Source organism: Azospirillum sp. UENF 312511 (genome assembly GCF_058780635.1).
Genome location: NZ_JBSNCG010000001.1, coordinates 1469249 through 1494442 on the forward strand (window position 1 = coordinate 1469249; position 25194 = coordinate 1494442).

Below are 25194 nucleotides of genomic sequence, written 5' to 3' on the forward strand. Positions count from 1 at the left end.
TCACCAAGCGGGCTCCTTCTGCACCGCCGCGACCCGGCCGGCCGAGGCCGCAGGCGGCGCCGTGGGTGACGCGGTCAGCGGCAGATGGATGGTGAAGCGGCAGCCGCCCCCCGGCTGCGACGCCACGGCGATGCGCCCGCCGAGAATCCCCATAACGATGTTGTGGACGATGTGCAGGCCGAGCCCGCTGCCGCCTTCGGCGCGGCGCGTGGTGAAGAAGGGCTCGAAGATGCGCTCGATCTGGTCCGGCGGAACGCCGCGGCCATCGTCGATGACGTCCAGCACGACGCCCGCCAGCACGACGCCCGCCGCGCCGGCGGAGGGCGAACCGTCGGCGCGCACGGCGATGGCGATGGTGCCCGCCGCGTCGGGCTGGAAGGCGTGCAGCAGCGCGTTGATGACCAGATTCGACACGACCTGCGACAGGGCGCCCGGATAGCTGTCCATGACCAGCCCGTCTGGACAATCCAGCGTCACCCGATGCCCGGTGCCCTTCAGGCGTGGGGCCAGACTGCTCAGAACGCTGTCCAGATAGCCGCGCAGTTCGAAGGCCCGGCGCGCCTCCGACGTCTGGTCCACGGCCACCTGCTTGACGCTCTGCACCAGCGTGCAGGCGCGCTCCAGATTGCCCAGGATGATGGAAGCCCCCTCATCGACCCGGTTCACGAACTCGTCCAGGTCGCGACGGCGAAGATGCCCATCCGCCACGTCGACCTTGAACTGCCGCACCTGTTCGGACAGGTGACTGGCGGCGGTCACGCCGATTCCCACGGGCGTGCTGATCTCATGCGCCACCCCGGCCAGCAGCGCCCCCAGCGACGCCAGCTTCTCCGCCTGGAGAAGGCTGCTTTGGGTCTGCCGAAGATCGTGCAGCGCGCGTTCCGCCTCCTCCTTCGCGAGGACCATCGCCTTTTCGGCGTATTTGCGTGCGGAAATGTCGCGCAGAGCCACGAACATCGCTTCCACGCCGTCGTGATCCATCGCCGTCGCCGACAGCACGCCCCAGAAGGGCCGCTTTTCCGCGGTTCGCAGCCGCGCCTCGACCTCCGGCAGCCGCCCGCGCCGGCGCAGGCCATCGGCGAACCCCTCCCAGTCGCCGGTCGTCTCCAGAAAATCCGGCAGCGCGCGCTCCAGCAGGGCGGCGCCGGTGGTCTCCAGCAGGTCGGCGGCGGAGGCGTTGGCGACCAGGATGCGCCCGTCGCCGCGCCGCGCGATGACGATGGGAAAGGGCGAGGAGCGCAGGATGGCGCTCAGCCGCCCCTCGCTCGCCCGCAACGCGGCGGTCTGGCGGTGCAGCGCGTTCATCGCCCCGGCGACCCGCTCCACCGCTGCGCCGATGCGGTCGAACTCCTCCAGCGAGGCGCGCGGCAGGACCACCGTTTGCGGGGTCTCGCGCAGGGCGTGCAGCGTGTCGCCGAGGCGCAGGACCGGAGCCAGCACCTGGCGGCGCAGCAACACCGTCACGCCGCCCAGCAGCAGGATGACCGCCGCTCCTCCCGCCAGCCCGACCCACAACCCGCGCCGGCCATCGGCGACCATGCGGTCCATCGTGCCGACCGTGCTGGCGGCGCCGTCGCTCGACAGGCTGGCGGCCAGCGCCTCCAACTGCCGATGGGCAAGGTCACCGTCCGCCCGAACCTGGGCCAGCACGGACAGGCGGCCCCGCTGCAGATCGGTCACCGCGCGCGCCGATGCGAAGCGGTCCAGGACGATGGCGAGGCGGTTGGGCTGAACCGCCGGTCCCGTCCTCATGGTGGAGAGGCTGTCCAGCAGGGTTTGCTGGTTGCGCAACAGCCCCATGATCTCGCTGTCCACCAGCGTGAGCCGCTCCGCCGCATCGCTGGCCACAGCCTGCCCGTAGAGCCGGCGCAGGTGGTACAGGTTGCTGAGAAAGGCATAGTCCTGGACCGCCTTGTCCGGCTCCGCCAGCAGTGCCGTGGCGTCGGCCAGCGCGTCGTCCACCCCGGCCATCTGCTCGCCGATGCCGATGGACAGCGCGTCGAGCAGGTCGGCGTGGTGGTTGCCGCGCCGCAAGGCGCTCAGCGCCTGATCAAGCGGGTCACGAGCGCTGGCGCCCGCCCCCTCCCGGGTCAGGCGGCCGGCAAGCGCCTCCGCCTCGTCAAGGGCGGCGGCGCGGCGGGAGCGGTCGCGGCCGTTCAGGATCACTTCGGCCAACCGGCCCAATTCGGCGACCGTCAGGGCGTCGCGGTGCTGGGCGCCGGCGCGTGGCACGGTGACGGTGCGCGCCTCCTCCGCAAGGCCGAGGATGCCGAGAAAAGCCGATCCGACCACCACCGTCAGCGTCCCCAGCGCCAGGACAATGGCGACGGCCAGCGTCGTCGCCACGGTCTGCAGACGGGGCTTCCGCCCGGAGCGGTTGTCCGCTCCGGCTTTCGCGGCGCCGGATGGGGGAGCCGCGCCGTGGGCGACGCCCCTCCCGGAAACCGCCGCGCCGGCCGCCGCCACGATGTCCGCTACCGCGATGTCGCCCGGCTCCACCGGCATCCGATCGTCCATTCCACCGTTCCAGCGCACCAGCCGCGGCGCAGCGCCCAACCGAGAACACCCCAGGCGATGCACCGCTCAGATGTTCTGCACGCAAGAGTAAGGTAGCCCGATCCGGCTCGAGTCCTCCAGACGATTTTCCAAAATTCGAAGACGCTGCGCCCCGTTGCTCAGAAATTAGCCGCTGCGATAATCGAGCGCGGGGCCGGAAGAGCGGCGATTTCCTGGATGAGCTTTTGCCGGAGCGCTTCGACGAAACTGTTGCGGTCCATCGCCGTCTTTACGAAGCAGTTCATGCCGCCGACCACATTCTCCTGGTAATACTCTTCCAGCCAGGGAAACTCGTCGAGGATGGCCAGGGCGTTGATGGTGATCCCCTGCCGCTCGACCCGGTCGCGGACTCCCGCGGGGTCGGGGCCGCTGTTGGAAAAGCCGTTCGACACGATGTCGATGACCTTGCGGGCGGCGTCGAAGCCGTTGCCGGCGAACAGCTTCGCCGATTCCCCGATGGCACTGCCCAGCGCCGTGGAGTCGCCCTGGAAACCGCGCGGCGCCTTGTCGATCCGGGTCGCGAAAGCGTCCACCTCCTCCGCGTTGGTCAGGGCCGTCCAGGGCACCAGGACACGCAGGCTGTGCGGGCCGGAGAAGACCACCAGCGTCGCCGCAACGCCACCCGCGGTCACCGCATCACGGACGTCCGGATCGCGGAAGGCCGCGGCGTGGCCCTGCAACTGGAACTCCAGATCGCCATCGGTGATCGAAGCCGATCCGTCCACCGCCAGAACCAGTTCCAAGGCGACGCGACGCCCGGCGGGCGCCGGCCCCTTCTTCGCCTTGGCCTCCGCCCGCTGAGGCGGCTCCGCCCGCAGGGGCCCGGCAAGCCACGCACCGGCCAGGAAGGCCGGCAGGGCCAGGATCGTCCGCCGCCTCATCTCGCTCCATCCATCTTCCGTTTACGCGTGAGCCAGGGCGTGACGCACCACCTTCATCATGACGGAGGGAAGAGCCTGCCCGCCCAGCCGGTCCACCGGAACCCACAGCCCCTCGGCCGTCCGCCAGCCGTCGCCGGCCGTGGCCGCGACAACTTCAAGTTCGAGGTGAAAATGGCTGAAAGTATGGCGGACCACGCCCGGCAGGCGCCGCCAGGAGCGATCCAGCGGCGCCGCCGCCGCGATCTCGGCCTCGGTCGGCGCGTGGCCGGCCCAGGGGGTTGAGGGCACCTCGGTCATGCCGCCCAGCAACCCCTCCTCCGCCCGGCGGCGCAGCAGCACGGCCCCCTCGGGGTTCATCAGCCAGAAGGCGACGCCGCGCCGGGTCGGCTTATCCGCCTTGGCGGCCTTGCGGGGAAGCTGCTCCTGGATGCCCGCGGCACGGGCGGCGCACCAGTCGGACCAGGGACAGAGCATGCATTTCGGTTTGCGCGGCGTGCAGACCGTGGCGCCGAGATCCATCATCGCCTGGGCGTAGTCGCCGGGCCGCTCGTCCGGCGTCAGCAGGGCGGCCAGCGCGCGCAGCTTGGGCTTCACGCCGGGAAGCGGTTCCTCGACGGCGAAGACGCGGGAGATCACCCGCTCCACGTTGCCGTCCACCACCGTCGCCTTGTGGCCGAAGGCGATGGCGGTGATCGCCGCCGCGGTGTAGGCGCCGATGCCCGGCAACTCCAGCAGAGCCACTTCCTTGTCGGGAAAGCGCCCCGCCCGCTCAGTCGCCACCACCTGCGCGCATTTGTGCAGGTTGCGCGCCCGCGCGTAGTAGCCGAGCCCTGCCCAGGCCACCAGAACATCGTCCAGCGGCGCCGCCGCGAGATCGCGCACCGTCGGCCAGCGCTCCGTGAAGGCGCGGAAGTAGGGTGCCGCGGCGGGCACTGTGGTCTGCTGCAACATGATCTCCGACAGCCAGACCCGGTAGGGATCGGCGACCTCCCCCGGCTTGGCGCGCCAGGGCAGGTCGCGGCGGTTGTGATCGTACCAGGAGAGCAGCCGTGGGGCGGCGTCGCTGGGGGCGCTTTTTGGGGCGGTGTGGGGAGGCGTCGTCATGGCGGCAAGACATAGGGCGAACCGGGACGCCGATAAAGGCCTGCCGAGAAAGGGGCACCCGCGGGCACGCTGGCGAAGTCCGGTCCGCTTGCGCTAGGGTGCGCGGACGATCACCAGAAAGCCCCGACCAGGAAGCCTTGACATGAACGGACCGCGGCGTATCGGCCAGACCGTCCCCGAGGTGGCCGGAAAGGCGCTGGGCAAGCGCGGGCTGGCCTTCGGCTCGCTCATCAACGACTGGCCGTCCATCGTCGGCCACCAGTTGAGCCTGCGCACCGCCCCCGACAAGCTGAGCTTTCCCCGCGGCAAGCGGGAGGACGCCGTCCTGCACATCCGCGCCATGGGCGCCATCGCGCTGGAGCTTCAGCATCTGGAACCGCAGATCGTGGAGCGGATCAACAGCTTCTTCGGCTACCGCGCGGTGGCGAAGATCAAGCTGATCCACGCCGCCCCGCTGACCATACAGAAGCCCACGGTGCGCCCGCGCGACCTGACCATGGACGAGGAACTGTCGGTGATGACCACCACCGCGACGGTGGAGGATGAGGAATTGCGGGCCACGCTGGAACGCTTTGGGCGCTCGCTGCTGGCCCGCCCGCGTCCGGCACCGCGCCGCCGCTAGCATCATGCGATCCCCTTCGGGCGGGAGCCGGCTCGGGCTGGGCCATACTCTTGCCGCAAAAGGGGAGTTTCGATTATACCATCAACATCTGGTAGGGATGAGGCCAAAGTGAACCGCAACCTTTTGGGCATCGTTGCTCTGATCGCGGTCGGCATGACGCTGATCATTGGGCTCGCCGTTGCCGGCTCCCGGCCGTCGAACGGACAGACTCTGCCGGTGCAGCCGCCCGTGCAGACGGCGCAGGCTCCGGCGCCCTCGACCGCCGACCTGCTGGCGGACCGGGTGCTCGGCAACCCCAACGCTCCGGTGACGATCCTCGACTATTCGTCGATGACCTGCCCGCATTGCGCCGCCTTCCACACCGAGACGCTGCCGAAGATCAAGGAAGCCTACATCGACACCGGCAAGGCGAAGCTGATCTTCCGCGACTTCCCCTTCGATCAGGCGGCGCTGCGCGCCTCCATGCTGGCCCGCTGCGCCCCGGCGGAGCGCTACTACCCGCTGCTCGACGTGCTGTTCAAGAGCCAGGGCCAGTGGAGCCGCGCCGCCGATCCGGTCAAGGCGCTGGCCCAATACGGCAAGCTCGCCGGCATGAGCGAGCAGGTCATCAACGCCTGCATGGCCAACCAAGCGCTGGCCGACGGCATCCTGCAGAGCCGTCTGGTCGGCCAGGACAAGTACAAGGTGGAGGCCACCCCGACCTTCGTCCTCAACGAGGGCGCGGCCACCATCAGCGGCGCGCAGTCCTTCGAGACCTTCGCCGCCGCCATCGACAAGCTGGTGAAGTAAGGACCGGGCAGAAGGCTTCGATCCCGTGCACTTCACGCGCCTCCGCCTGTCCGGCTTCAAGTCGTTCGTCGACGCCACCGATCTGGTGATCGAGCCGGGCATGACCGGCATCGTCGGCCCTAACGGCTGCGGCAAGTCGAATCTGGTGGAGGCGCTGCGCTGGGTGATGGGGGAAACCTCCGCCAAGCGGATGCGCGGCGACGACATGGACGACGTCATCTTCGGCGGCACGGCCAATCGTCCGGCGCGCAATCTGGGCGAGGTCGCCCTCCTCATCGACAACCGCACGCGCACCGCCCCCGCCGGCTTCAACGAGCATGACGAGCTGGAGGTGACGCGGCGGATCGAGCGCGGCAACGGCTCCGACTACCGCATCAACGGCAAGCTGGTGCGCGCCCGCGACGTCCAGCTCCTCTTTGCCGACAACGCCTCGGGCGCCGCCTCCCCGGCGCTGGTCAGCCAGGGCAAGGTCGGCCAGATCATCAACGCCAAGCCGCAGGACCGCCGCATGCTGCTGGAGGAGGCGGCGGGCATCACCGGCCTGCACTCCCGCCGGCACGAGGCGGAGTTGCGGCTGAAGGCGGCCGAAGCCAACCTCATGCGCCTCGACGACGTGATCGGGGCCATGGACACCCAGCTTCAGAGCCTGAAGAAGCAGGCGCGGCAGGCCGCCCGCTACCGCAACCTCTCCGAACAGATCCGCAAGGCGGAGGCCGTGCTCTGGCACCTGCGCTGGATCGCCCATGAAGGCGAGCTGGCGCGCGCCCGCGGCGCCTTCGCCAAGGCCGAGGGCGCGGTGCGGGAGCTGATGCTGGCGGTGACCCAACTCACCACCCGCCGCACCGACGATGCCGCCGGCCTGCCGGAGAAGCGCCAGGCCGAAGCGGCCGCCGCCGCCGCCCTGCAACGGCTGGTCATCGCCAAGGAACAGCTCGACGCCGAGGAGAAGCGGGTCGCCGAGCAGCAGCGCACCCTGCTCTCCCGCCTTCAGCAGATCGCCGGCGACCTCGGCCGCGAGGAGGCTCTGGCCGCCGACGCCGGCGACGCCCTGGCGCGGCTGGAGGCCGAGCGCGACCGGCTTCTCGAAGCCCAGGCTGACGAGGAGATGCTGGAAGAGGCCGCGCGCGAGGCGCTGGCCGACGCGCGGGAGGCGGTGGACGCGCTCGACCGCGAGCTGACCCGCCTGACCGAGCAGACCGCCGCCGACGAGGCCCGCCGCGCCGCCACCCAGCGGCAGGTCGCTGATTTCGAAACACGCGCTGCCGGGCTCGCCAAGCGCCTCGCCGAGCAGCAGGCGCAGCGCGACGCGCTGGAGCGCGAGATCGCCGCCCGCGCCGACGTGGCCGAGTCCGAACTGGCCGTCGAGCTGGCCGAACAGCGGTTGGAGGACGCCCGCGAGACCGCCGAGCGGGCCGAGCGGGCCAAGACCGACGCCGAACCCGCCCAGGCCCGCGCCCGCGAAGCCCTGCAAACCGCCGAGTCCGCCCGCGCCAAGCTGAAGGCGGAGGAGAAGGCGCTGGCCGAGCTGCTCTCCGCCGGAGCGGGGGACCTCTTCCCGCCGCTGGTCGACGCGGTGACCGTCGCCCCCGGCTATGAGGGCGCGTTGGCGGCGGCGCTGGGCGATGCGCTGACCGCCCCGCTGGACGAGGCCGCCCCGGTCCACTGGCGTCCCCTGCCGCCCTACACCGACGCCGCTCCCCTGCCTTCAGGGGCGGAGCCGCTGGCCGCCCGCGTCCAGGGACCGGAGGCGGCCGCCCGCGCCCTGTCGCACATCGGCGTGGTCGCCGACGACGCGGCGGGTGCGGCCCTGGCCGCCGGCCTCGCCCCCGGCCAGACCCTGGTCAGCCGCGACGGGGGAGCGTGGCGCTGGGACGGGTTGACCGTTCAGGCCGGCGCCCCGACCGCCGCCGCCGTCCGCCTGAAGCAGCGCAACCGCCTGAACGAGCTGCGCGGCGAGTTGGACCTCGCCGACGAGCGGCTGGAGGTGGCCCGCGACGCCCTGGACGAGGCCAAGCGCGCCGTCGAGGAGGCCGCACAGGCCGACCGCCGCGCCCGCGACGCGGTGCGTGACGCCTTCGCCGGGGTGACCGCAGCCCGCGACCGCCACGCCAAGCTGGCCCGCGAAGCCGACGCCGCCGCGTCGAAGCTGGCGGCGGTGGTCGACGGCATCGCGCGACTGGAGACCGACCGGCAGGAGGCCGAGGCCGCTCTGGAGGAGGCGCGGGAGCTGCTGGACGCCCTGCCCGACCCGCGCGAGGGCCGCGACGCCGTCAACGACCGCCGCGCCACGCTCGCTGAGCATCGCGCCGTCCTCGCCGAGAAGCAGAACGCGCTGGACCGCCTGACCCGCGAGGCGCAGTCCCGCCGCCAGCGTCTGGCCGCCATCCAGCAGGACGTCGCCTCCTGGGGCACCCGCTCCGCCGGGGCGGGCGGTCGTGTGGCCGAGTTGAAGGAGCGCGCCGCCGCCGCCGAGTCGGACCTCGCCCAGTTGCAAAGCCGCCCGGCGGCGATCGAGGCCGACCGGCAGGCGCTGCTCGGCCGGATCAGCGAGGCCGAGCGCGCCCGCAAGCGCGCCGCCGACGCCTTGGCCGAGGCGGAGAACCGGTTGGCCGAGACCGAGAAGCTGCTGAAGCAGGCCGAATCCGGTCTGGCCGACGCCCGCGAGGCCCGCGCCCACGCGGAAGCCGCCGTCTCCGCCGCGCTGCAGAACGGCCAGACCCTGACGGAGCGCATCGCCGAACGGCTAAACTGCCGCCCCGAGCAGACCCGCGCCGCCGCCGATCTGCCCCCCGACGAGGCGATGCCCGACGTGGCCGTCGTGGAATCGCGCCTCGACAAGCTGACCCGCGAACGGGAGAACATGGGGCCGGTCAATCTGCGCGCCGAGATCGAGGCGGCGGAGCTGGAAACGCAGATCGGCACGCTGCAGACCGAGCGCGAGGATCTGGTCAGCGCCATCGCCCGCCTGCGCCAGGGCATCGCCAGCCTGAACCGCGAGGCGCGGGAGCGTCTGGTCGCTTCCTTCGACACGGTGAACCGCAATTTCCAGGAGCTATTCATCCGCCTGTTCGGCGGCGGCAAGGCGCATCTGGAGCTGGTCAACGCCGAGGACCCGCTGCAGGCCGGACTGGAGATTTACGCCAGCCCGCCGGGCAAGAAGCTGCAGGTGCTGTCGCTGCTGTCGGGCGGTGAGCAGGCCCTGACCGCGCTGTCGCTGCTGTTCGCCGTCTTCCGCTCCAACCCCGCCCCGATCTGCGTGCTGGACGAGGTGGACGCGCCGCTGGACGAAGCGAATGTCGGCCGCTTCTGCGATCTGGTCGAGGACATCGCGCGGGAGGGCAACACCCGCTTCCTCATCATCACCCACCACCGCCTGACCATGGCCCGGGTGGATCGGCTGTTCGGCGTGACCATGGTCGAACGCGGCGTCTCGCAACTGGTCAGCGTGGACCTGCAGAAGGCCGAGGAGCTGCGCGGGGCGGCGTAACCGGCTCCAATTGCCATTCGCAGGCTTTCACGGCTTCATTCCGTCCTCCCGGGCGCCTAAGATAAGGCGGATGAATGACCGGCCGGTCGCCGGAAAGGGAGAATGGACGTGGAGCGGGTGGATTTCCTGATCGTCGGCGGCGGCATGGCCGGCGCCTCGGCGGCCTACGAACTGGCGGCGCACGGCAGCGTCGCCGTGCTGGAGCGGGAGAGCCAGCCCGGCTACCACTCCACCGGCCGGTCGGCGGCGCTCTACACCCAGACCTACGGGCACCCGGTGGTCCGCGCGCTGACGGTGGCGAGCTGGAATTTCTACATCAACCCGCCGGACGGCTTTTCGGAACATCCTCTCCTGACTCCGCGCGGCGTCCTGCTGATCGGGCGGGCCGACCAGACCGCCGCGCTGGACCGCGACTTCGCCGAGGGCCGTCGGCTGACCCCGACCGTGGAGCGCCTCGACCGCGCCCAGACTCTTGCCCGCGCGCCTTTCCTCAAGGCCGATTACGTGGATGGCGCGGTGTGGGAGCCGGCGGCCATGGACATGGACGTCCACGCCATCCACAGCGGTTATCTGCGCGGGCTGAAGGCGCGCGGCGGGCGGCTGGTGACCGACGCCGGGGTGACGGCGCTGGAACGGCGCGACGGGCTGTGGATCGCCACCACCCCGGCGGGCGGTTTCGCCGCTCCGGTACTGGTCAACGCGGCGGGTGCCTGGGCCGACGTTCTGGCGGGCATGGCCGGGGTGCGCCCCGTCGGGCTGGTGCCGAAGCGGCGCACCGCCATCACCTTTGATCCGGTGTTCGCCGATCCCGTGTCCGCCGACCCGGCGGATGGGGCGGGACTCGCCGGCTGGCCGATGACCATCGACGTGGACGAACAGTTCTACATGAAACCGGAATCGGCCCGTCTGCTGCTCTCCCCCGCTGACGAGACGCCCGTGGAACCCTGCGACGTGCAACCGGAGGAGATGGACATCGCCGTCGCCATCGACCGTATGGAACAGGCGGTGCGCTTTTCCGTTCGACGTATCACGCACAAATGGGCGGGCCTGCGCAGCTTCGTCGCCGACAAGGTGATGGTGGTGGGCTACGACGAGTCCGCGGACGGCTTCTTCTGGCTGGCCGGCCAGGGCGGCTACGGCATCCAGACGGCGCCGGCCATGGGCCGCACCGCGGCGGCCCTGGCGACCGGACACGGCCTGCCGCCGGAGGTTGCGGCGCTCGGCGTGCGTGCGGAGGATCTGGCGCCGGCCCGGCTGCGGCGCCCCTGACGGGAGACACGGCGATGCGCGGAACGATGACGAGGATCGGTTTCGGTGCGGCTCTTCTGGCCGCCGGCCTTCTGGGCGGCTGCGCCAATCCGGCCGCCGATCAGGCGATGGTCGCGCAGAACGCGCTGATCGGCATGCCGAAGCAGACGCTGCTGTCCTGCGCCGGCGTTCCCGAACGGCAGGCCACCGCCGGGGACCTGGAATTCTTCACCTACCGCAGCAACCGGCTGTATTCCTACCCGACCTGGGGTGGCTACGGCGGCTACTGGGGCTACCCCTATGGCGCCTGGGGCGGCTACGGCTATGATGTGAGAAGCGTCGACTGCGATGCGACCTTCACCCTGCGCAATGGCGCGGTGGAGCGCATCGTCTATGGCGGGTCGTCCAGCGGCGGAAGCCAACTCGGCCAGTGCTACGTGATCGTACAGAACTGCCTGGGGCAAGTCCCCTCACAGTCCCCACAACCCTCCATGGCCCCAGCGCGTTAAGAGTTCCAGTCCATGCGACAACTCGTCGCTGTTGCAAAGCCGCCTCACTATGACGTTTTGGTTGAGGTGGCATAGCAACCCTAGAAAAACTCTGGTAATACATCTCCAGGCATTAAGCCAAAAAAACGACATCAGCTAATTCTGCCCTGGAGCGAATCCCATGACTTTCCTGAAGCGCGCCGCCGCCGCCCTGCTGGCGACCACGGCTCTTGCCGCCGTTTCCTCCCCGTCGCTGGCCCAGGATTTCAAGGGCAAGTCCGCCGGTGACATCCTGGTGCGCGCGCGCGCCCTGGCCGTGATCCCGCAGGAAAATGGTGACCTGATCGGCGGCGGTCCGTTCGGCGGCAGCAACATCGGCAGCGTGGACATCGAGAACGATTACATCCCCGAACTCGACGTCTCTTACTTCATCACCGACAACATCGCCCTGGAGCTGATCGCCGGCACCACGCGTCACAAGGTCTCCGGTTCGCTGATCACCGGCCACGACATCGACGTGGGCAAGGTCTCGCTCCTGCCGCCGACCCTGACCGCCCAGTACCACTTCTTCACGAAGGAGCGTGTCAGCCCGTACGTCGGCGCCGGCATCAACTACACCTGGTTCTACGACGAGACCGCCGCCCGGAGCACCAACGCGGACGGCTTCACCACCAACACGGTCGACTACAAGAACCGCTTCGGCTGGGCCCTGCAGGCTGGTGTCGACGTCGCCCTGACCGGCAACTGGTCGCTGAACCTCGACGTCAAGAAGATCTTCCTGAAGACCGACGTGACCGCCAACGTCAGCGGCGTTCCGGTCACCTCGGACGTCAAGATCGATCCGTGGCTGATCGGCATCGGCGTCGGCTACCGCTTCTAATCGACGTCTCCGCGGCCTCCCCACGGGAGGCCTCGCGAGGCCACGGAATTCAGGCCGGCTACCCCGAAAGGGGTATCCGGCCTGTTCCTTTTTGCGACTTCCTCGAGCAGCGACAGTGGGTGAGCATTCCCTTTCGTGAATCCGCGCGGGAGGAAGCACAGCCATGCACATTGCCGCCGTCTTGAAAAGGAAGGGCACGGAGATCATCACCGCCAATCCGGAGGACCGGATCGATGCGGTCGCCCGCAAGCTCGCCCATCACAAAATCGGCGCCGTCCTGGTAATGCGGGATGACGGCCGGCCCGCCGGAATCCTGTCGGAACGCGACATCGTCCGCGCCGTGGCTGCGGACGGCGCCGCCGCCCTGGAGCGGCCCGTCGGCGACCTGATGACCCGCGACCTCGTCACCGGAAGCCCGGCCGACACGGTGTCCCAGATCATGGGCGTGATGACGCAGCGCCGAATCCGCCATCTGCCGATCCTGGAGGACGGCGAACTCGTCGGGCTGGTCAGCATCGGCGACATCGTGAAGGCGCGGCTGGACGACGCGGAACTGGAGGTCGAGTCCCTGCGCGGCTACGTCGCCGGGATGGGCTGAACCACCTCCGCCGTCCCATGAACGAAAACGCCCGCGGACGGTCCCGCGGGCGTTTTCAAAGGTCGAGCCGCCAAACGATCCGGTTTGACGGTCAGGCGGAGTGCGACTGCGGGAAGGCCATGGCGGCCTGGGTGCGGTTGCGCACACCCAACGACTTGAAGATCGCCGTCATGTGGATCTTCACCGTCCCTTCCGACAGGCCCAACTCGTGGGCAATCTGCTTGTTGGACTTGCCTTCGCGCAGGCGGTCCAGAACCTCGCGCTGACGCTGGGTCAGCAGATGGTCGAGCTGCGGGTCGCTGGGCGGGATGGCGCCGACGCGCACCTCGGCTTCCCCGGATTCACGCAGCACGGTCGGCGGCACATAGACACCGCCGGAGAAGATGAGATCCAGCGCGCTGAGCATGATCTTCACGCTGGAGGATTTCGGGATGTAGCCTGCGGCGCCATGCTCCAGCGCGTCGCGAACGTCGTGATGCGCCTCGGACGCCGACACGACCACGACCTTGGAGTCGGGCTGCTTTCCCCGCAGGTCTTGGATGCCGGAGAAGCCAGGCCAACCGGGCATGCGCAGATCGGTCAGGACGAGATCGTAAGTCTCGCCCTTGCCAGCCTTTTCCAGAAGCTCATCAAAGTTGCTGGCTTCCTCAAAGCTGGCCCCCTCCTTCAGCTGCTCCAGCAGCCTGCGCAATCCCTCCCGGAAAAGCACATGGTCGTCTCCGATCAGGATTTTCATCTGGTGGTGCCCCCGTACTCAGTGCTTTCAATGGTCCGAACGTACAGCCCTGACACAAGGCCAGTGTTCCAAACCTCAGTTTCGGAAAAAATGAAGGTCATTTTCAAGCATCATATGACCCAATTCCAAAAGGTGTAGAAAGTCCTTATGCCGGGTAATGACACATCAGATGTACCACGATTCGGTGGGGTTGGACAACCCGAATTTAACCTTTGTCACATAACAGGCTCTGAGCAATGGCATTACCGAGCGACAGCAATATCCATTTCGCGCGTCGTCCATCCATGACGAAAGTGAACACGATTGTATCAAGCCATAGGCTTGATCATGACAAAGAGCCGTCGTTTTCGTACTTTCTATCTTTCGCATCTCTCGAAACGAAAAGGTCGGAACCGGTGCAGCATACACCGATCCCGGACCAAAGACATAGACCCCGTAAGGCTGATCCTCAGAAGGCGGTCTCTTCCATCTCCATCAGAGGCTTGGACCCGGCCATGATGGTGATGAACAGCGCGTTCGTCTGCGGCAACAGTTTCGCCATGTAGAAACGGGCCGTCCTGATCTTGGCCTCAAGGAAGGCCGCGTTTCCCTCCCCTGCCGCCAGCTTCGCCTGGGCGGCCTTGACCATCCTCAGCCACATCCAGCCGAGCGCCACCAGACCGAACAGGCGCAGATAGTCGGTGGCGGCGGCCCCCGCCTCCTCCGGGTCCTTCAACCCCTTCTGCGCGATGATGGCGGTCGCCTGCTGAAGCTTGGCGAAGGCCTTCGCCAGCGGCAGGACGAACTCGGCCAGTTCCTCCTTTTCCATGTCGGCCTCGATCTCGGCGCCGACGGGGTGGAAGAAGCGGCGCAGCAGCCGGCCCATGTCCTGCGGCAGCTTGCGCCCCACGAGGTCCAGCGCCTGGATGCCGTTGGTGCCCTCGTAGATCTGACAGATGCGGGCGTCGCGGACATACTGCTCCACGCCGGTTTCCCAGATGAAGCCGTGGCCGCCATGCACCTGCACCGCGATGTTGGCCGACTCGAAGCCGATGTCTGTGAACAGCGCCTTGACGATCGGCGTCATGAGCTGGACGAATTCGTCCGCCTCCTTGCGCGTCTTTTCGTCGGCGTGCTTCTCCGCCACATCCAGCTTGTAGCCGACCAGGGCGCCGAGCGCGCGGGCGCCCTCGGTGTAGGCGCGGGCGGTCAGCAGGTTCCGCCGCACGTCGGGATGCACGATGATCGGATCGGCCGGCTTGTCGGGATGCGCCGTGCCCTTCAGCGAGCGGCCCTGGAGCCGTTCCCGGGCGTAGGCCACCGCGTTCTGATAGCTGACCTCGGCCACCCCCAGCCCCTGGATGCCGACGGCGAGTCGGGCCGCGTTCATCATCACGAACATCGCCCGCATGCCCTTGTGCGGCTCGCCGACCAGCCAGCCGGTGGCGTCCTCGAAGTTCATGACGCAGGTCGCCGAGGCCTTGATGCCCATCTTGTGCTCGATGGAGCCGCAAGCGACGCCGTTGCGCGGGCCGACGCCGCCGTCCTCGTTGGGCAGGAACTTTGGCACCAGGAACAGGCTGATGCCGCGCGTCCCGGCCGGCGCGTCGGGCAGGCGCGCCAAGACCAGATGCAGGATGTTCTCGGTCAGGTCATGCTCGCCGGCGGAGATGAAGATCTTCGTGCCGGTGATCTTGTGGCTGCCGTCCTCCTGCGGGACGGCCCTGGTGCGGATCAGCCCCAGGTCGGTGCCGCAATGCGGCTCGGTCAGGCACATGGTGCCCGCCCAGGTGCCGTCGACCAGCCGGCCGAGGAAGCGCTGCTTCAATGGGTCCGACCCATAGGTGGAGAGCGCGTTGTAGGCGCCTAGCGACAGGCCGGGATACATGCCGAAGCTGAGGTTGGCGGAGCAGATGAACTCCTCCAGCATGGTGTTGACCAGCTTGGGCAGCCCCTGCCCGCCATAGGCCGGGTCGCAGGACAGCCCCTGCCAGCCCGCCTCGATGTAGGTGGCGTAGGCCTCCTTGAAGCCCTTGGGCGTGCGCACCACGCCGTTCTCGAAGCTGCAGCCCTCGCCATCGCCCGACTGGTTCAGCGGGAACAGGACCTCCTCGCACAGCTTGGCACCCTCCTCCAGGACCTGGGCGATCAGGTCGGGGGTGGCGTCCTCGTAACCCGGCAGTTCGGCCAGCTTCCCCGCCCCGACGATCTCGTCGAGGACGAAGCGGACATCCTCCAGCGGAGCCTTGTAGATCGGCATTGCTCAGTCCTCCCCCATCAGTTCCGCAGCGGCTTGCCGGTGGTCAGCATGTGCTCCACCCGGTCGATGGTGCCCTCGGTGCGCACCAGTTCCATGAAGGCCCGGCGTTCCAGCGCCAGCATCTGGTCCTCGGTCACCGGCTGGGTGACGTCGGCCTTCGGCCCGCCGGTCAGGATTTCGGCCAACTTGCCGCAGACGACCATGTCGTGCGGCGTCGCCTTGCCCTGGAGCGCGAAGCCTTCGAGGAACAGCTCCAGCGCGGCTCGCCCGTTGGGGCCGGGCAGCGTGTAGGTGACTTTCTCGGGCGGGGTGTAGTTCGCGGCCAGTTCCAGCGCCTTGGCCTTGGCGTCGGCCAGCAGGCGGTCGCGGTTCATGGTGATGCCGTCGCCGGGGCGCAGGTACAGCAGGTCCTTGGCCTCCGCCGCCGACTTGGCGACCTTGGCGAGGCTGATGGTCTCGAAGGCTCCGGCGATCGGCGGCATCGGCCCCTTCGGCGTGCGGGGGTTGGCGGCGTGGCGGGCCAGCATCTCCGTGCAGCCGCCCCAGCCGGGGATCAGCCCGACGCCGACCTCGACCAGCCCCATGTAAGTCTCGGCGTGGGCCTGCACATGGTCGGAATGCAGCAGGATCTCACAGCCGCCGCCGAGCGCCATGCCGCTGGGCGCCGACACCACCGGGAAGGGGGCGTATTTCAGGGCGCGGTAGGCGCGCTGCCCGCCCTCCACCAGTTCCTCAATCTGCGGCCACAGCCCGACGTTCAGCGCGAACAGGGCGAGGCCGAGGTTGGCGCCGACCGAGAAATTGTCGGACTCGTTGTGGATGACCAGCGCCTTCCAGTCACCCTTTCCATCGGCGATCAGCTTCATCGCCTTGCCGTAGGCGGCCATGACGTCGCCGTCCAGCGCGTTCATCTTGCTGGTGAATTCGACGCATAGCACGCCGTCGCCGATGTCCCACAGGCTGGCCGAGCCGTTCTTCCACACCGGCTTCGACGCCCGCTTGATGTCGGACAGCAGCAGAACGCCGTCGGGACGCACCACGGTGTCGTAGAGGCCGGCGGTGGTCAGATGCTGGAGCTTGCCGTCCTCAACCCGATAGATGGGCCGCCCGGCGGCCTGCTCGACCAGCGGCGGGACGGGGATGCCCTCGCTGCGGCAGAGGTCGGCGAACCATTCGGTGCCCAGCCGGTCGATCAACTCGAACGGCCCCTGCTTCCAGTTGTAGCCGAGCCGCATGCCCTCATCGACCGCGACAATGCTGTCGGCGATCTCCGGCACCAGCGACGCGGCGTAGGCCAGCGTGTGGGCCAGCACCCGGCGGGCATACTGCCCGGTCCTGTCGGGGAAGTCGGCCAGCGCCCGCAGGTCGCGCCCGGCGGCGGACACGCTCTCCAGCTTCGGCTTGTCGGAGCGGCGGTAGGCGCCGGTGGACAGGTCGATGGCCTCCTTGACCTTCGCCCCGCCGGCCCAGTTCAGGCGGTAGAAGCCGCCCTTGCCCTTGCGGCCCGTGTAGCCCTCCGCGATCATTTTGGTGATGACCGGGTGCTCGCGGAAGGCGGCGCGGTAGGGGTCGTTCTCCGGCAGGGTCGCCAGCAGGCTCTTGGCGATGTGCGGCATCAGGTCGAGCCCGACGAGGTCGACCAGACCAAACACGCCGGTCTTCGGGATGCCCATGGGGCGGCCGACGATGGCGTCCGCCTCCTCCACCGTCAGGCCGAGATCGACGGCGGCGTTGATCGCCGTCTGGATCCAGTAGACGCCGATGCGGTTGGCGATGAAGCCCGGCGTGTCCTTGCAGCGGACCACGCCCTTGCCCAGCGCGCGGTCGCAGACGTCGGCGACGGCGGCCAGCGCGTCGGGTCGGGTGGCCTCGCCGCCGACGATCTCCAGCAGCCGCATGTAGCGCGGCGGGTTGAAGAAGTGGGTGATCAGGAAATCGCGCTTGAAGGCGTCCGACTGCCCCTCGACCAGCACGCCCAGCGGGATGGTCGAGGTGTTCGACGACACCACGGACCCTTCCTTGCGCACCGGGTCGATGCGGCGGTAGAGGTCGGCCTTGACCGCTGGATTCTCGACGATGGCCTCGACGATCCAATCGACGTCGGCCAGCAGGGCAAGATCGTCCTCCAGATTGCCCGGAGTCACCAGCTTGGCGTTCTTCGGGTGCATGAAGGGCGCGGGGTCGGTCTTCAGGAGCCTCTGGACGGCCCCCTTGGCGATGGCGCTGCGGTCGTCATCCTCCTTGGCGGGGATGTCGAGCAGGACGACGGGGATGCCGGCGTTGGCGAAATGGGCGGCGATGCCGCTGCCCATCACGCCGGAGCCGATCACGGCGGCGCGTTTGATCTGCATGGTTGGTGCCTCCCTGTGCCGCCGCCGTCAGACCGCTTCCAGGACCGTGGCGATGCCCTGGCCGCCGCCGATGCACTGGGTGGCGAGCGCGAATTGCTTGCCCTCGCGCTTCAGCAGGGCCGCGGCCTTGCCGGTGATGCGGGCGCCGGTGGCGCCGAGCGGGTGGCCGAGCGCGATGGCGCCGCCGTCGAGGTTCACCTTGGCCGGGTCGATGTCGAGGTCGCGCATGCAGGCGATGGCCTGGGCGGCGAAGGCCTCGTTCAGTTCGATCACGTCGATGTCCCGGATGGACAGGCCGGCGCGCGCCAGCGCCTTCTGCGCCGCCGGGACCGGGCCGAGCCCCATCACCTCCGGCGCGCAGCCGGCCACCGCGACCGAGCGGATGCGGGCGAGGATCGGCAGGCCGTTGGCCTTGGCGTAGGCCTCCGTCGTCACCAGAACCGCCGAGGCGCCGTCCGTCAGGGGGGAGGAGGTGCCGGCGGTGACCGAGCCGTCGGCCAGGAAGGCCGGCTTCAGGCCGCTCAGCGTCTCGCCGCTGGTGCCGGGACGGATGCAGCCGTCGCGCTCCACGAGACCGGCGGCGGTCTGGATGGCGACGATCTCCTCGGCGAGGCGCCCGGCCTGCTGCGCCGCGGCGGCCTTGGCGTGGGACTCGGCGGCCATCGCCTCCTGGTCGGCGCGGGAGATCTCGTAGCGGCGGGCGACATTCTCCGCCGTGACGCCCATCGAGCAGTAGGCCTCCGGATAATGGTCCTTCAGGCCCGGATGGGGCAGCGGGTTGTAGCCCATCATTGGGACGCGGCTCATCGACTCGATGCCGCCGCACAGGAAGACCTCGCCCGCCCCCATCTGGATGGCGCCCGCCGCCTGATGGATCGCCTGCATGGAGGAGCCGCAATAGCGGTTGATCGTGGTGGCCCCGGCGGTCAGCGGCAGCTTGGCCAGGAAGGACACGGTGCGGGCGATGTTCATGCCCTGCTCGCCCTCGGGGAAGGCACAGCCGACGACCACATCCTCGATGTCCTGCGGGTTGACGCCCGTGCGCTCGACCAGCGCCGCGACGACGTGGGCCAGCAGGTCGTCGGGACGGACCTTCGCCAGTTCGCCCTTGTTGGCGAAGGCGAAGGGGGAACGGGCGTAGCCGGCGATGACGACCGGATTGGCGGGCGTGGTCAAAGGCGCCGAGGTCATGGTTGCGTGTCCTCCGGGGTGTGCGTCTCCGTGATTCCGTTCTTGCGGAAATGGTCGGAGATCTGGGTGTCGATGATGCGCAGCTCGCCCAGCGTCTGCTGGACGTCCTGAAGCTGCCGTTCCAGGTCGGCGATGCGGCGGCGGGCGATGCGCTGCATGAAGCGCATCTGCTCCTTCTGGATCTCGTCCGCGTCGTAGAGGGTGAGGAACTCCTTGATCTCGGCGAGGCTGAAGCCCAGCCGCTTGCCCCGGCAGATCAGCGCGAGGCGCGCGCGGTCGCGGTGACCGTAGACGCGGGCGGTGCCGTCGCGCTGCGGCGCCAGCAGCCCTTCGTCCTCGTAATGGCGGATGGTGCGGTGGGTCAGCCCGAATTCGTCGGCCAATTCCCCGATGGCGAAGGAGCGCCCGGCACCGTCAGCGCCGGGGTCCAACCCGATGTCGGCGCGCGTACCCAGCCCCATCAACCTTGCGGGTTGCGACATCCTCCCACCCTTCCCTTGATCGTCATTGGTTGACGTTTACGTAAAGGTAAGGCGCTTGCCATTTGCTGTCAAGCGGGCAGCCCGCTCTCTTTCCGATGTCCAAGGCGGGGGTGCGGCGCGGGCGCGCTGTGACAGCATGCCACGGGCGGTGCGCCTACCCAGCTATGGCAGGCTCGGGGCATTCAACAAAAAGCCGCCGACGAAACCGGGCCATAAAGGCCGGACGCAACGGCCGGTCGCAGGGCAGGACAAACCGGAGTAACGGCAAACAGGGTTGGGACAGCCGATGTCGTCGCGCGCCATCGTATCGCTAGGCGTCTGGATACTCGCCATGGTGCTGATCGGCACTTTGACGGTCGGGGTCGCGTTGCTGTTCTACGTGGCGCTGACCGCCTTCTTCGCGGTCGTGGTGGCGATCCTGATGCTCATCACCCGACAGCGCGACAACGAGCACAAGACGATCGTCTGACACCGGTCAGGACTGGGACGGCCCAGCTTGGAAACAAGAAAAGCCCCATCGCCCGCGCACGGCGGACGATGGGGCTTCTTCGTTCGATCCGCCTACTCCGGCAGGACGCGCAGGCGCGACGCGGCGGTGCGGGCCGACTGGTGCGGGCGGTAGAGGTCTTCCACGGTCGCGCCGGGCTGGGCGTAGTCGCCGGGCGTCACCGCGCGCACCAGATAGACCAGCCGGAAACGCGGCGCCTGCTTCGTCATGTCGAGCGCGGCGACGAAGCGGTCGTCGCGGTAATCGACGGCGCGCGGCGCGGTCAGCTCGCCCAGCCAGGACAGGTCGCCCAGCGGCGCCCCGCCCCCGGCGAAGCGGGCGGCCTCGATCTCGAAGCCGGCGGGCAACGGATCGGACACCAGAACCTGCCGGTCCACCGGATCGGAGGCGCTGCCCTCCAGGATCACCACCAGCCGGTCGTTCGGACGGACGGCGCCCGGATCGGCGGGGCGGCCGGTCATGTCGAACAGGCTGCGGGTCACGGTCATGCCCTGCTCCTCCGCCCCTGGCGCCGCGTCGGCGAGGCCGGACACCGACAGGATCTGGCGCAGCGGCTCGCCCCCGGCGTTGCGGATGGCCGGCGGGGCCGCCGGGTCGATGCGCTGGAACAGCGGCTTCGCCCCCTCGGTGACCTGATCGGCCCCCTGCGCGTCCTTCTGGGCGATCTTCATCGACGGCGCCCGGTCGATCAGCGCCTTGGCCGCCTGAAGAAGCCACGCCTGCTCCTGCACGCCGGTGGTGCGGACGGCGGCGTAGGTCTTGGACAGGCGTTCGGTGGCCTGGGTCAGGCGCTCCCGCTCGACCACGCCGCTCTCGCCCATCAGCGCCACCACGCCGGCCTCGTCGCGCAGGGACGAGCCGTAGTCGCGCAGGCTGGCCGACACGACGCGGGCGCCGGACAGCCGGCCGAAGGCTTCCGCCGCACGGTCCTTGTCACCCAGCGCGGCGATGGCCGTGGCGACCTGGGCGCGGGCGAAGTCGGTCTGCAGCTTGTCCCAGAAGGTCTCCTGGAAGTAGCGCACCGCACCGGCGTCGATCATCTTGGCGCGGGCCAGCACATAGAGCGCGTAGGCGCGGGCCGGCTGCTCGTCGGCCTCCACCCAGGCGTTGTCGAGCGCGCCGCGCAGCCCGTCCAGCCCCTTGCGATACGGCCCCTCCGGCACGCGGTAGCCGGCGGCCTTGGCGCGGCCCAGGAAGTCGAGCGCGTAGGCGGTCAACCAGGAATCGGCCTCCCCCTTCGGCGACCAGGCGGCGAAGGCGCCATCCATCCGCTGGAAGGTCAGCACCCGGTCGACCGACCGCTGGACCCGCGCCTTCACCCGCTCGTCCGAGGCGACGCCCAGCGCCACCGCCACGTCGCCCAGCGACAGCAAGGGCAGCGCGCGGCTGGCGGTCATCTCCAGCCCGCCGGGGCCGCCGCGCTCCAGCGCGGTCAGCAGGCCGGGAATGTCGAGGTCCGGCAGGTTGCCGAGCGACAGGGCCGCCGTCGCGGTCTCCGGACGCAGGCCGTTCAGCAGGTCGGCGGGCAGCTCGACGCTGCGCTCCGGGGCGAGCATGGAGGCGGTGCGGCGGGTGACCAGCGGCGAGGCCGGACGCACCGGGATTTCCCACTGGCGCGTGATGCGCAGGCCGTCCGGCCCGGTCACGTCAAGCGCGATGTGGCCGGTGCCGACGCCGTTGGCGGTCAGGACCCGCCCGGCGGTGGCCCGCTTGCCCTTGCCCAGCTCCGGCACGGCGATGTTGCCCTCACCGAGCGACACCGCGCCGCTGGCGATCAGGGAGATGCTGTAGGCGCCCGCCGGCCCGGCGACGTTGTCGAGCGTCACCGGAACCACCGCCCGGTCCCCCGGCGCCAGGAAGCGCGGCAGGCCCAGGTCGGCCAGCACCGGATCGGCGACCAGCATGGAGGATTCGGAGCGGCCCAGCTTGTCCCCGCTCCAGGCCACGGCCATCAGGCGCAGCCGGCCCTGGAAATCGGGGACGTCCAGCGGCACCGCCACCTTGCCCTCCGGACCCACGGTCAGCACGCCGGAGAACAGGGAGACGACGCGCTCCGACTTCTGCGGAACGGTGACGCCGACCTGACGCAGCCGCGGGGCAGCGCCGGGGCGCGTGCGGGTGGCGTCGAGGACTGCCGGATCGATCAGCCGCCCGAAGGAATCGCGCAGTTCCACGCCCAGGCGGCGCTTGCCCAGATAATGGTCGATGGGATTTGGCGAATGCTGGTCGGTGAGCTGGAGCACGGCATCGTCAACCGCGGCGACCGTCACATAGGCCGGTTGGCCCTCCGGCGCGCCCTCCACCACCACCTCGGCGGTGACGGAGCGGCGGGGCTCGGTCTGGGCCGGGGCGGCGACGCGCACGTCCAGCGCCCGCTCGTCCCCGTCCACCGCCAGCCAGGACAGGCCGACGGCGCGGCGCGCCACGCCCTTCGACGGGCCGCCCGCGGCGTCCGGAGCGCCGAAGGCGGTCGCCAGCACATAGACGCCGCCGGTCCAGGTCGGATCGACGGGGATTTCCAGGAAGGCCCCCTCCGGCCCGATGCGGCGGGTCGAGGCATCGCGGATCTTGCGGTCGGCGACGGTGATCAGCACCTCGCTGTCGTAGGGCGGCTTGACATAGACCCAGGCGGTGTCGCCGCCCTTGTAGGCGGGCAGCATGACGGTCACGTCCACCTGATCGGGACGCTCGCCGGCGGTCGGGGTCATCCACCAGCCGGCGGCGAAGCGCAGGCTGCTCGCCACGCCGGTCTTGGGGTCGAACACCTCCAGCCGGTAACGGCCGGCGGTCACCGGGGCCTCCACGGAAGCCGGCTTGGCCGCCTGGGCGGCGAGCGTGCCGCCGGTCACCCGCTGGTCGCGCACCGTGACCTTGTAGTCCCACCGCCCGTTGGCCTCGAACCAAGCGTAATCGTATTCCTCCTCGAACAGCTCGTAGGAGAGGTCCTCCTTGTCCATCGGCTGGCCGTCCGGCCCAACCGCCACCACGTCGAATCCGGCGGTGGCGCCTTCCGGCACCCCGTCGCCCTCGAAGCGCGGGCGGATGCCGACGGCGAAGGGCTGGTGGCGCACCGGCAGGACCAGATCGCGGCTGACCGAGCGGCCCCCGATGTCCAGCAGGGTGGCGCGGACCACCGCCTCCAGCGGCTTGGTGCTCTCCGGCGCCTTGGGCAGCGCGAGATCGGCCTTGGCCTGCCCGTTGCGGTTGGTCGTGAAGCCCGGCAGGTCGGCGCGCAGCGGCTTCACCTCCTCCTGCGTGAGGCCGAAGCGGTAGCCGGGGAGGTTCGGGTAGGGATTTGCCGCGGCGCGCAGCGTCACCGCCAGTTCGCCTGGCAGGCCCGCCGCCGGAGCGCCGTAGAGGAAATGCCCGTCAATGGTCAGGGTCGTCTTGCCGTCCGCCGGAAGCTCCGCCGCCTCGGCCGCCAGGGCAACCTCAAGGCGCGGCGGCACGAAGTCCTCGACCAGGAACTCGGCGCGGCCCAGCACCGGCCCCATGGTGTTCGGCTGGCTCCCGGCCTCCGGCTCGCCGTGGGCGGTGACGGCCCAGGTGCCGGTCATGGCGTTGGCCGGGATCTCGACGCGGGCGGCGAAGCTGCCGCCGCCGGATTCGGCGAGCGGACGGCGATCCACCTCGAAGCCGTCCGGACGCTGGATCTTCAGCGTGACGGGACGGCCGGTGACCGGCTTGGCGTCGGCGTCGCGCAGCAGCGCCGCCAGATGCACCGTCTCGCCGGGGCGGTAGATGCCGCGCTCGGTGTAGAGGAAGGCGTCGGGCTGGCCTGGGACCGGACGCGCCGGGACCGCCACCGCGACGCCGCCCGGCGCCGCGTTCGGCGCCCCGGCCGCCGGCGGCGCGTTGGCCAGCGTCGGCGTGACGAGGTCGAGGAATCCGAAATCCCCCGCCCCGCGGTAGGCGAACAGCGCCTGCACCGGCTCACGCCCGGCGGCGCGCAGGGCGGCGAGGTCGAAGCGCGCCAGCCCGTCCGCACCGGTCAGCGCCTTGCCAAGCTCCTCGTTGTTGCGGGCGAGCAGGCGCAGCTCGACGCCGGCCTCGGGCGTTGCGCCCTTGACGGAGCGGGCGAAGACGACCAGCGCGTCCTCACCGGTGATGGCGTTCAGGCCGAGGTCGGAGACGACGAACCACTGGGTCGCCTTGTGGTCCCAGCCGCCGGGCTTGATGTCCTCGGTGCTGGCCACGGCGATGTAGACGCCGGGCTCCAGCCGGCCCAGGACGGCGTCGATCGGAAAGGGCGTCACCACCGCCTGGTTGCGGCTGTTGCTGATCGCCATTTCCCCGCGCCACACCTCCTGGCCGGAGCGGTCGAGGATCTCGCCGACCTCGTGGTCGGACATCTGCTGGCCGATGCGGCCGAAATAGATCTTCTCAACCAGACTGCGGTCGTTGATCCGCAGCACCTGGAGCTTCGCCCGGTCGAGGTTGATGGAGCGCAGCGGCAGCCCGTCGGCGCCGATGCGCGGCAGGATGTAGCCCGCCCCGCGGAAGGCCAGCGCCGGCTTGCGGTTCGGCACCTCAATGTCGCGCGCGTCGGGGTTGGGCAGGCGCTTCCCGTCGCTGCCCGGCAACCCGTCGCGCAGGGTGATGCGGTAGCTCTGCCCGTGCTTCAGCCCCTCGACGCAGAGCGTACGGTCGCGGGCGACGGCGGTCCCGTCGAAGGCCGCTCCACCACCGGCAGGCGTCACCTCCACATAGTCGCGGTAGTTCACCGCGCGCGACTTCTCCAGCCGGTCGGTGAAGGTGAAGCAGGCCTGCGGCACGTCGCGCTCCGCCACCACCTCGGCGGAGGAGACGCCGAAGGGCACCGGCTCGGGCGGCGCGTCGGCGGCGATGACGGGGGTTGAGGACGCGACGAGGACGGCACAGACACGCGCCACTGCACGCAACATTCGATCTTCCCTGGACCAGCCGCCCGGCGCGGCGCGCGCGGGCCTATGCGAAAACTCCGGGCCTGCGAAAACACCGTTTTCGGCAAACCGGCGCGGAGTATGCCGAAGCGCCCCTGGTTTCGCCACGGCT

At 69.7% G+C, this 25194-nt stretch carries 17 protein-coding genes; 8 read left to right on the top strand and 9 right to left on the bottom strand.

Annotation, left to right across the window (positions count from 1 at the left end; all coding sequences use genetic code 11):
* From ACWPN7_RS06885 to mutY, 3 genes are all read right to left on the bottom strand, one after another.
* Window positions 1-2517, bottom strand: a complete 2517-nt coding sequence (locus ACWPN7_RS06885; RefSeq protein WP_459197182.1) for an ATP-binding protein — start codon at window positions 2515-2517, stop codon at window positions 1-3.
* Between the two features lie 158 nt (window positions 2518-2675).
* A complete protein-coding gene (locus ACWPN7_RS06890) occupies window positions 2676-3437 on the bottom strand; it encodes a DUF1194 domain-containing protein (protein ID WP_149649788.1) in 762 nt (253 codons plus the stop codon).
* 21 nt (window positions 3438-3458) lie between these two features.
* The gene (gene mutY / locus ACWPN7_RS06895) at window positions 3459-4541 is read right to left on the bottom strand and encodes an A/G-specific adenine glycosylase (protein WP_459197181.1); all 1083 of its coding nucleotides are present in this window, start codon (window positions 4539-4541) and stop codon (window positions 3459-3461) included.
* Between the two features lie 142 nt (window positions 4542-4683).
* On the opposite strand from mutY, the gene ACWPN7_RS06900 reads away from it, so the two are divergent.
* The 7 genes from ACWPN7_RS06900 (at window position 4684) to ACWPN7_RS06930 (ending at window position 12653) form a co-directional block, all read left to right on the top strand.
* Complete coding sequence (locus ACWPN7_RS06900; RefSeq protein WP_014198352.1) at window positions 4684-5163, top strand: DUF721 domain-containing protein; 480 nt, start codon at window positions 4684-4686, stop codon at window positions 5161-5163.
* Window positions 5164-5271: 108 nt separating this feature from the next.
* Window positions 5272-5952, top strand: a complete 681-nt coding sequence (locus ACWPN7_RS06905; protein ID WP_247881680.1) for a DsbA family protein — start codon at window positions 5272-5274, stop codon at window positions 5950-5952.
* Between the two features lie 25 nt (window positions 5953-5977).
* Complete coding sequence (locus ACWPN7_RS06910) at window positions 5978-9439, top strand: chromosome segregation SMC family protein (RefSeq protein ID WP_149649791.1); 3462 nt, start codon at window positions 5978-5980, stop codon at window positions 9437-9439.
* A gap of 102 nt (window positions 9440-9541) precedes the next feature.
* Window positions 9542-10708 (top strand): NAD(P)/FAD-dependent oxidoreductase, encoded by a 1167-nt coding sequence (locus tag ACWPN7_RS06915; RefSeq protein WP_459197180.1) that lies wholly within the window; start codon window positions 9542-9544, stop codon window positions 10706-10708.
* A gap of 26 nt (window positions 10709-10734) precedes the next feature.
* Window positions 10735-11196, top strand: a complete 462-nt coding sequence (locus tag ACWPN7_RS06920) for a hypothetical protein (RefSeq protein ID WP_492273218.1) — start codon at window positions 10735-10737, stop codon at window positions 11194-11196.
* Window positions 11197-11356: 160 nt separating this feature from the next.
* Complete coding sequence (locus ACWPN7_RS06925; RefSeq protein ID WP_014198347.1) at window positions 11357-12055, top strand: OmpW/AlkL family protein; 699 nt, start codon at window positions 11357-11359, stop codon at window positions 12053-12055.
* A 163-nt stretch (window positions 12056-12218) separates the two neighbouring features.
* The gene (locus ACWPN7_RS06930) at window positions 12219-12653 is read left to right on the top strand and encodes a CBS domain-containing protein (RefSeq protein WP_040134871.1); all 435 of its coding nucleotides are present in this window, start codon (window positions 12219-12221) and stop codon (window positions 12651-12653) included.
* A gap of 91 nt (window positions 12654-12744) precedes the next feature.
* Here the strand turns inward: ACWPN7_RS06930 and ACWPN7_RS06935 are convergent, their stop codons facing one another.
* The 5 genes from ACWPN7_RS06935 to ACWPN7_RS06955 form a co-directional block, all read right to left on the bottom strand.
* The gene (locus ACWPN7_RS06935; RefSeq protein ID WP_014198344.1) at window positions 12745-13389 is read right to left on the bottom strand and encodes a response regulator; all 645 of its coding nucleotides are present in this window, start codon (window positions 13387-13389) and stop codon (window positions 12745-12747) included.
* 448 nt (window positions 13390-13837) lie between these two features.
* Window positions 13838-15628 (bottom strand): acyl-CoA dehydrogenase C-terminal domain-containing protein, encoded by a 1791-nt coding sequence (locus ACWPN7_RS06940; RefSeq protein WP_103039631.1) that lies wholly within the window; start codon window positions 15626-15628, stop codon window positions 13838-13840.
* A gap of 17 nt (window positions 15629-15645) precedes the next feature.
* Window positions 15646-17979, bottom strand: coding sequence for a 3-hydroxyacyl-CoA dehydrogenase/enoyl-CoA hydratase family protein (locus ACWPN7_RS06945; RefSeq protein WP_459197179.1), 2334 nt, complete (start codon window positions 17977-17979; stop codon window positions 15646-15648).
* Window positions 17980-18006: 27 nt separating this feature from the next.
* Window positions 18007-19170, bottom strand: coding sequence for a thiolase family protein (locus ACWPN7_RS06950; RefSeq protein WP_014198340.1), 1164 nt, complete (start codon window positions 19168-19170; stop codon window positions 18007-18009).
* On the bottom strand, window positions 19167-19652 hold the full coding sequence (locus ACWPN7_RS06955) for a MerR family transcriptional regulator (RefSeq protein WP_103039634.1): 486 nt from the start codon (window positions 19650-19652) through the stop codon (window positions 19167-19169). The genes ACWPN7_RS06950 and ACWPN7_RS06955 overlap by 4 nt, the downstream gene beginning before the upstream one ends.
* 286 nt (window positions 19653-19938) lie before the next feature.
* On the opposite strand from ACWPN7_RS06955, the gene ACWPN7_RS06960 reads away from it, so the two are divergent.
* Window positions 19939-20121, top strand: a complete 183-nt coding sequence (locus ACWPN7_RS06960) for a hypothetical protein (protein WP_040134880.1) — start codon at window positions 19939-19941, stop codon at window positions 20119-20121.
* A 92-nt stretch (window positions 20122-20213) separates the two neighbouring features.
* Here the strand turns inward: ACWPN7_RS06960 and ACWPN7_RS06965 are convergent, their stop codons facing one another.
* Complete coding sequence (locus ACWPN7_RS06965) at window positions 20214-25064, bottom strand: alpha-2-macroglobulin family protein (protein WP_459197177.1); 4851 nt, start codon at window positions 25062-25064, stop codon at window positions 20214-20216.
* Between the last annotated feature and the right edge of the window lie 130 nt (window positions 25065-25194).

What these genes read in the sequence shown, in the direction of transcription:
- ACWPN7_RS06960 (WP_040134880.1), top strand. Translation starts at nt 19,939, where the DNA reads ATGTCGTCGCGCGCCATCGTATCGCTAGGCGTCTGGATACTCGCCATG.
- ACWPN7_RS06950 (WP_014198340.1), bottom strand. Translation starts at nt 19,170, where the DNA reads ATGACCTCGGCGCCTTTGACCACGCCCGCCAATCCGGTCGTCATCGCC.
- ACWPN7_RS06940 (WP_103039631.1), bottom strand. Translation starts at nt 15,628, where the DNA reads ATGCCGATCTACAAGGCTCCGCTGGAGGATGTCCGCTTCGTCCTCGAC.
- ACWPN7_RS06900 (WP_014198352.1), top strand. Translation starts at nt 4,684, where the DNA reads ATGAACGGACCGCGGCGTATCGGCCAGACCGTCCCCGAGGTGGCCGGA.
- ACWPN7_RS06925 (WP_014198347.1), top strand. Translation starts at nt 11,357, where the DNA reads ATGACTTTCCTGAAGCGCGCCGCCGCCGCCCTGCTGGCGACCACGGCT.
- ACWPN7_RS06955 (WP_103039634.1), bottom strand. Translation starts at nt 19,652, where the DNA reads ATGTCGCAACCCGCAAGGTTGATGGGGCTGGGTACGCGCGCCGACATC.
- ACWPN7_RS06885 (WP_459197182.1), bottom strand. Translation starts at nt 2,517, where the DNA reads ATGGACGATCGGATGCCGGTGGAGCCGGGCGACATCGCGGTAGCGGAC.
- ACWPN7_RS06920 (WP_492273218.1), top strand. Translation starts at nt 10,735, where the DNA reads ATGACGAGGATCGGTTTCGGTGCGGCTCTTCTGGCCGCCGGCCTTCTG.
- ACWPN7_RS06935 (WP_014198344.1), bottom strand. Translation starts at nt 13,389, where the DNA reads ATGAAAATCCTGATCGGAGACGACCATGTGCTTTTCCGGGAGGGATTG.
- ACWPN7_RS06945 (WP_459197179.1), bottom strand. Translation starts at nt 17,979, where the DNA reads ATGCAGATCAAACGCGCCGCCGTGATCGGCTCCGGCGTGATGGGCAGC.
- ACWPN7_RS06890 (WP_149649788.1), bottom strand. Translation starts at nt 3,437, where the DNA reads ATGAGGCGGCGGACGATCCTGGCCCTGCCGGCCTTCCTGGCCGGTGCG.
- ACWPN7_RS06930 (WP_040134871.1), top strand. Translation starts at nt 12,219, where the DNA reads ATGCACATTGCCGCCGTCTTGAAAAGGAAGGGCACGGAGATCATCACC.
- mutY (WP_459197181.1), bottom strand. Translation starts at nt 4,541, where the DNA reads ATGACGACGCCTCCCCACACCGCCCCAAAAAGCGCCCCCAGCGACGCC.
- ACWPN7_RS06965 (WP_459197177.1), bottom strand. Translation starts at nt 25,064, where the DNA reads ATGTTGCGTGCAGTGGCGCGTGTCTGTGCCGTCCTCGTCGCGTCCTCA.
- ACWPN7_RS06915 (WP_459197180.1), top strand. Translation starts at nt 9,542, where the DNA reads ATGGACGTGGAGCGGGTGGATTTCCTGATCGTCGGCGGCGGCATGGCC.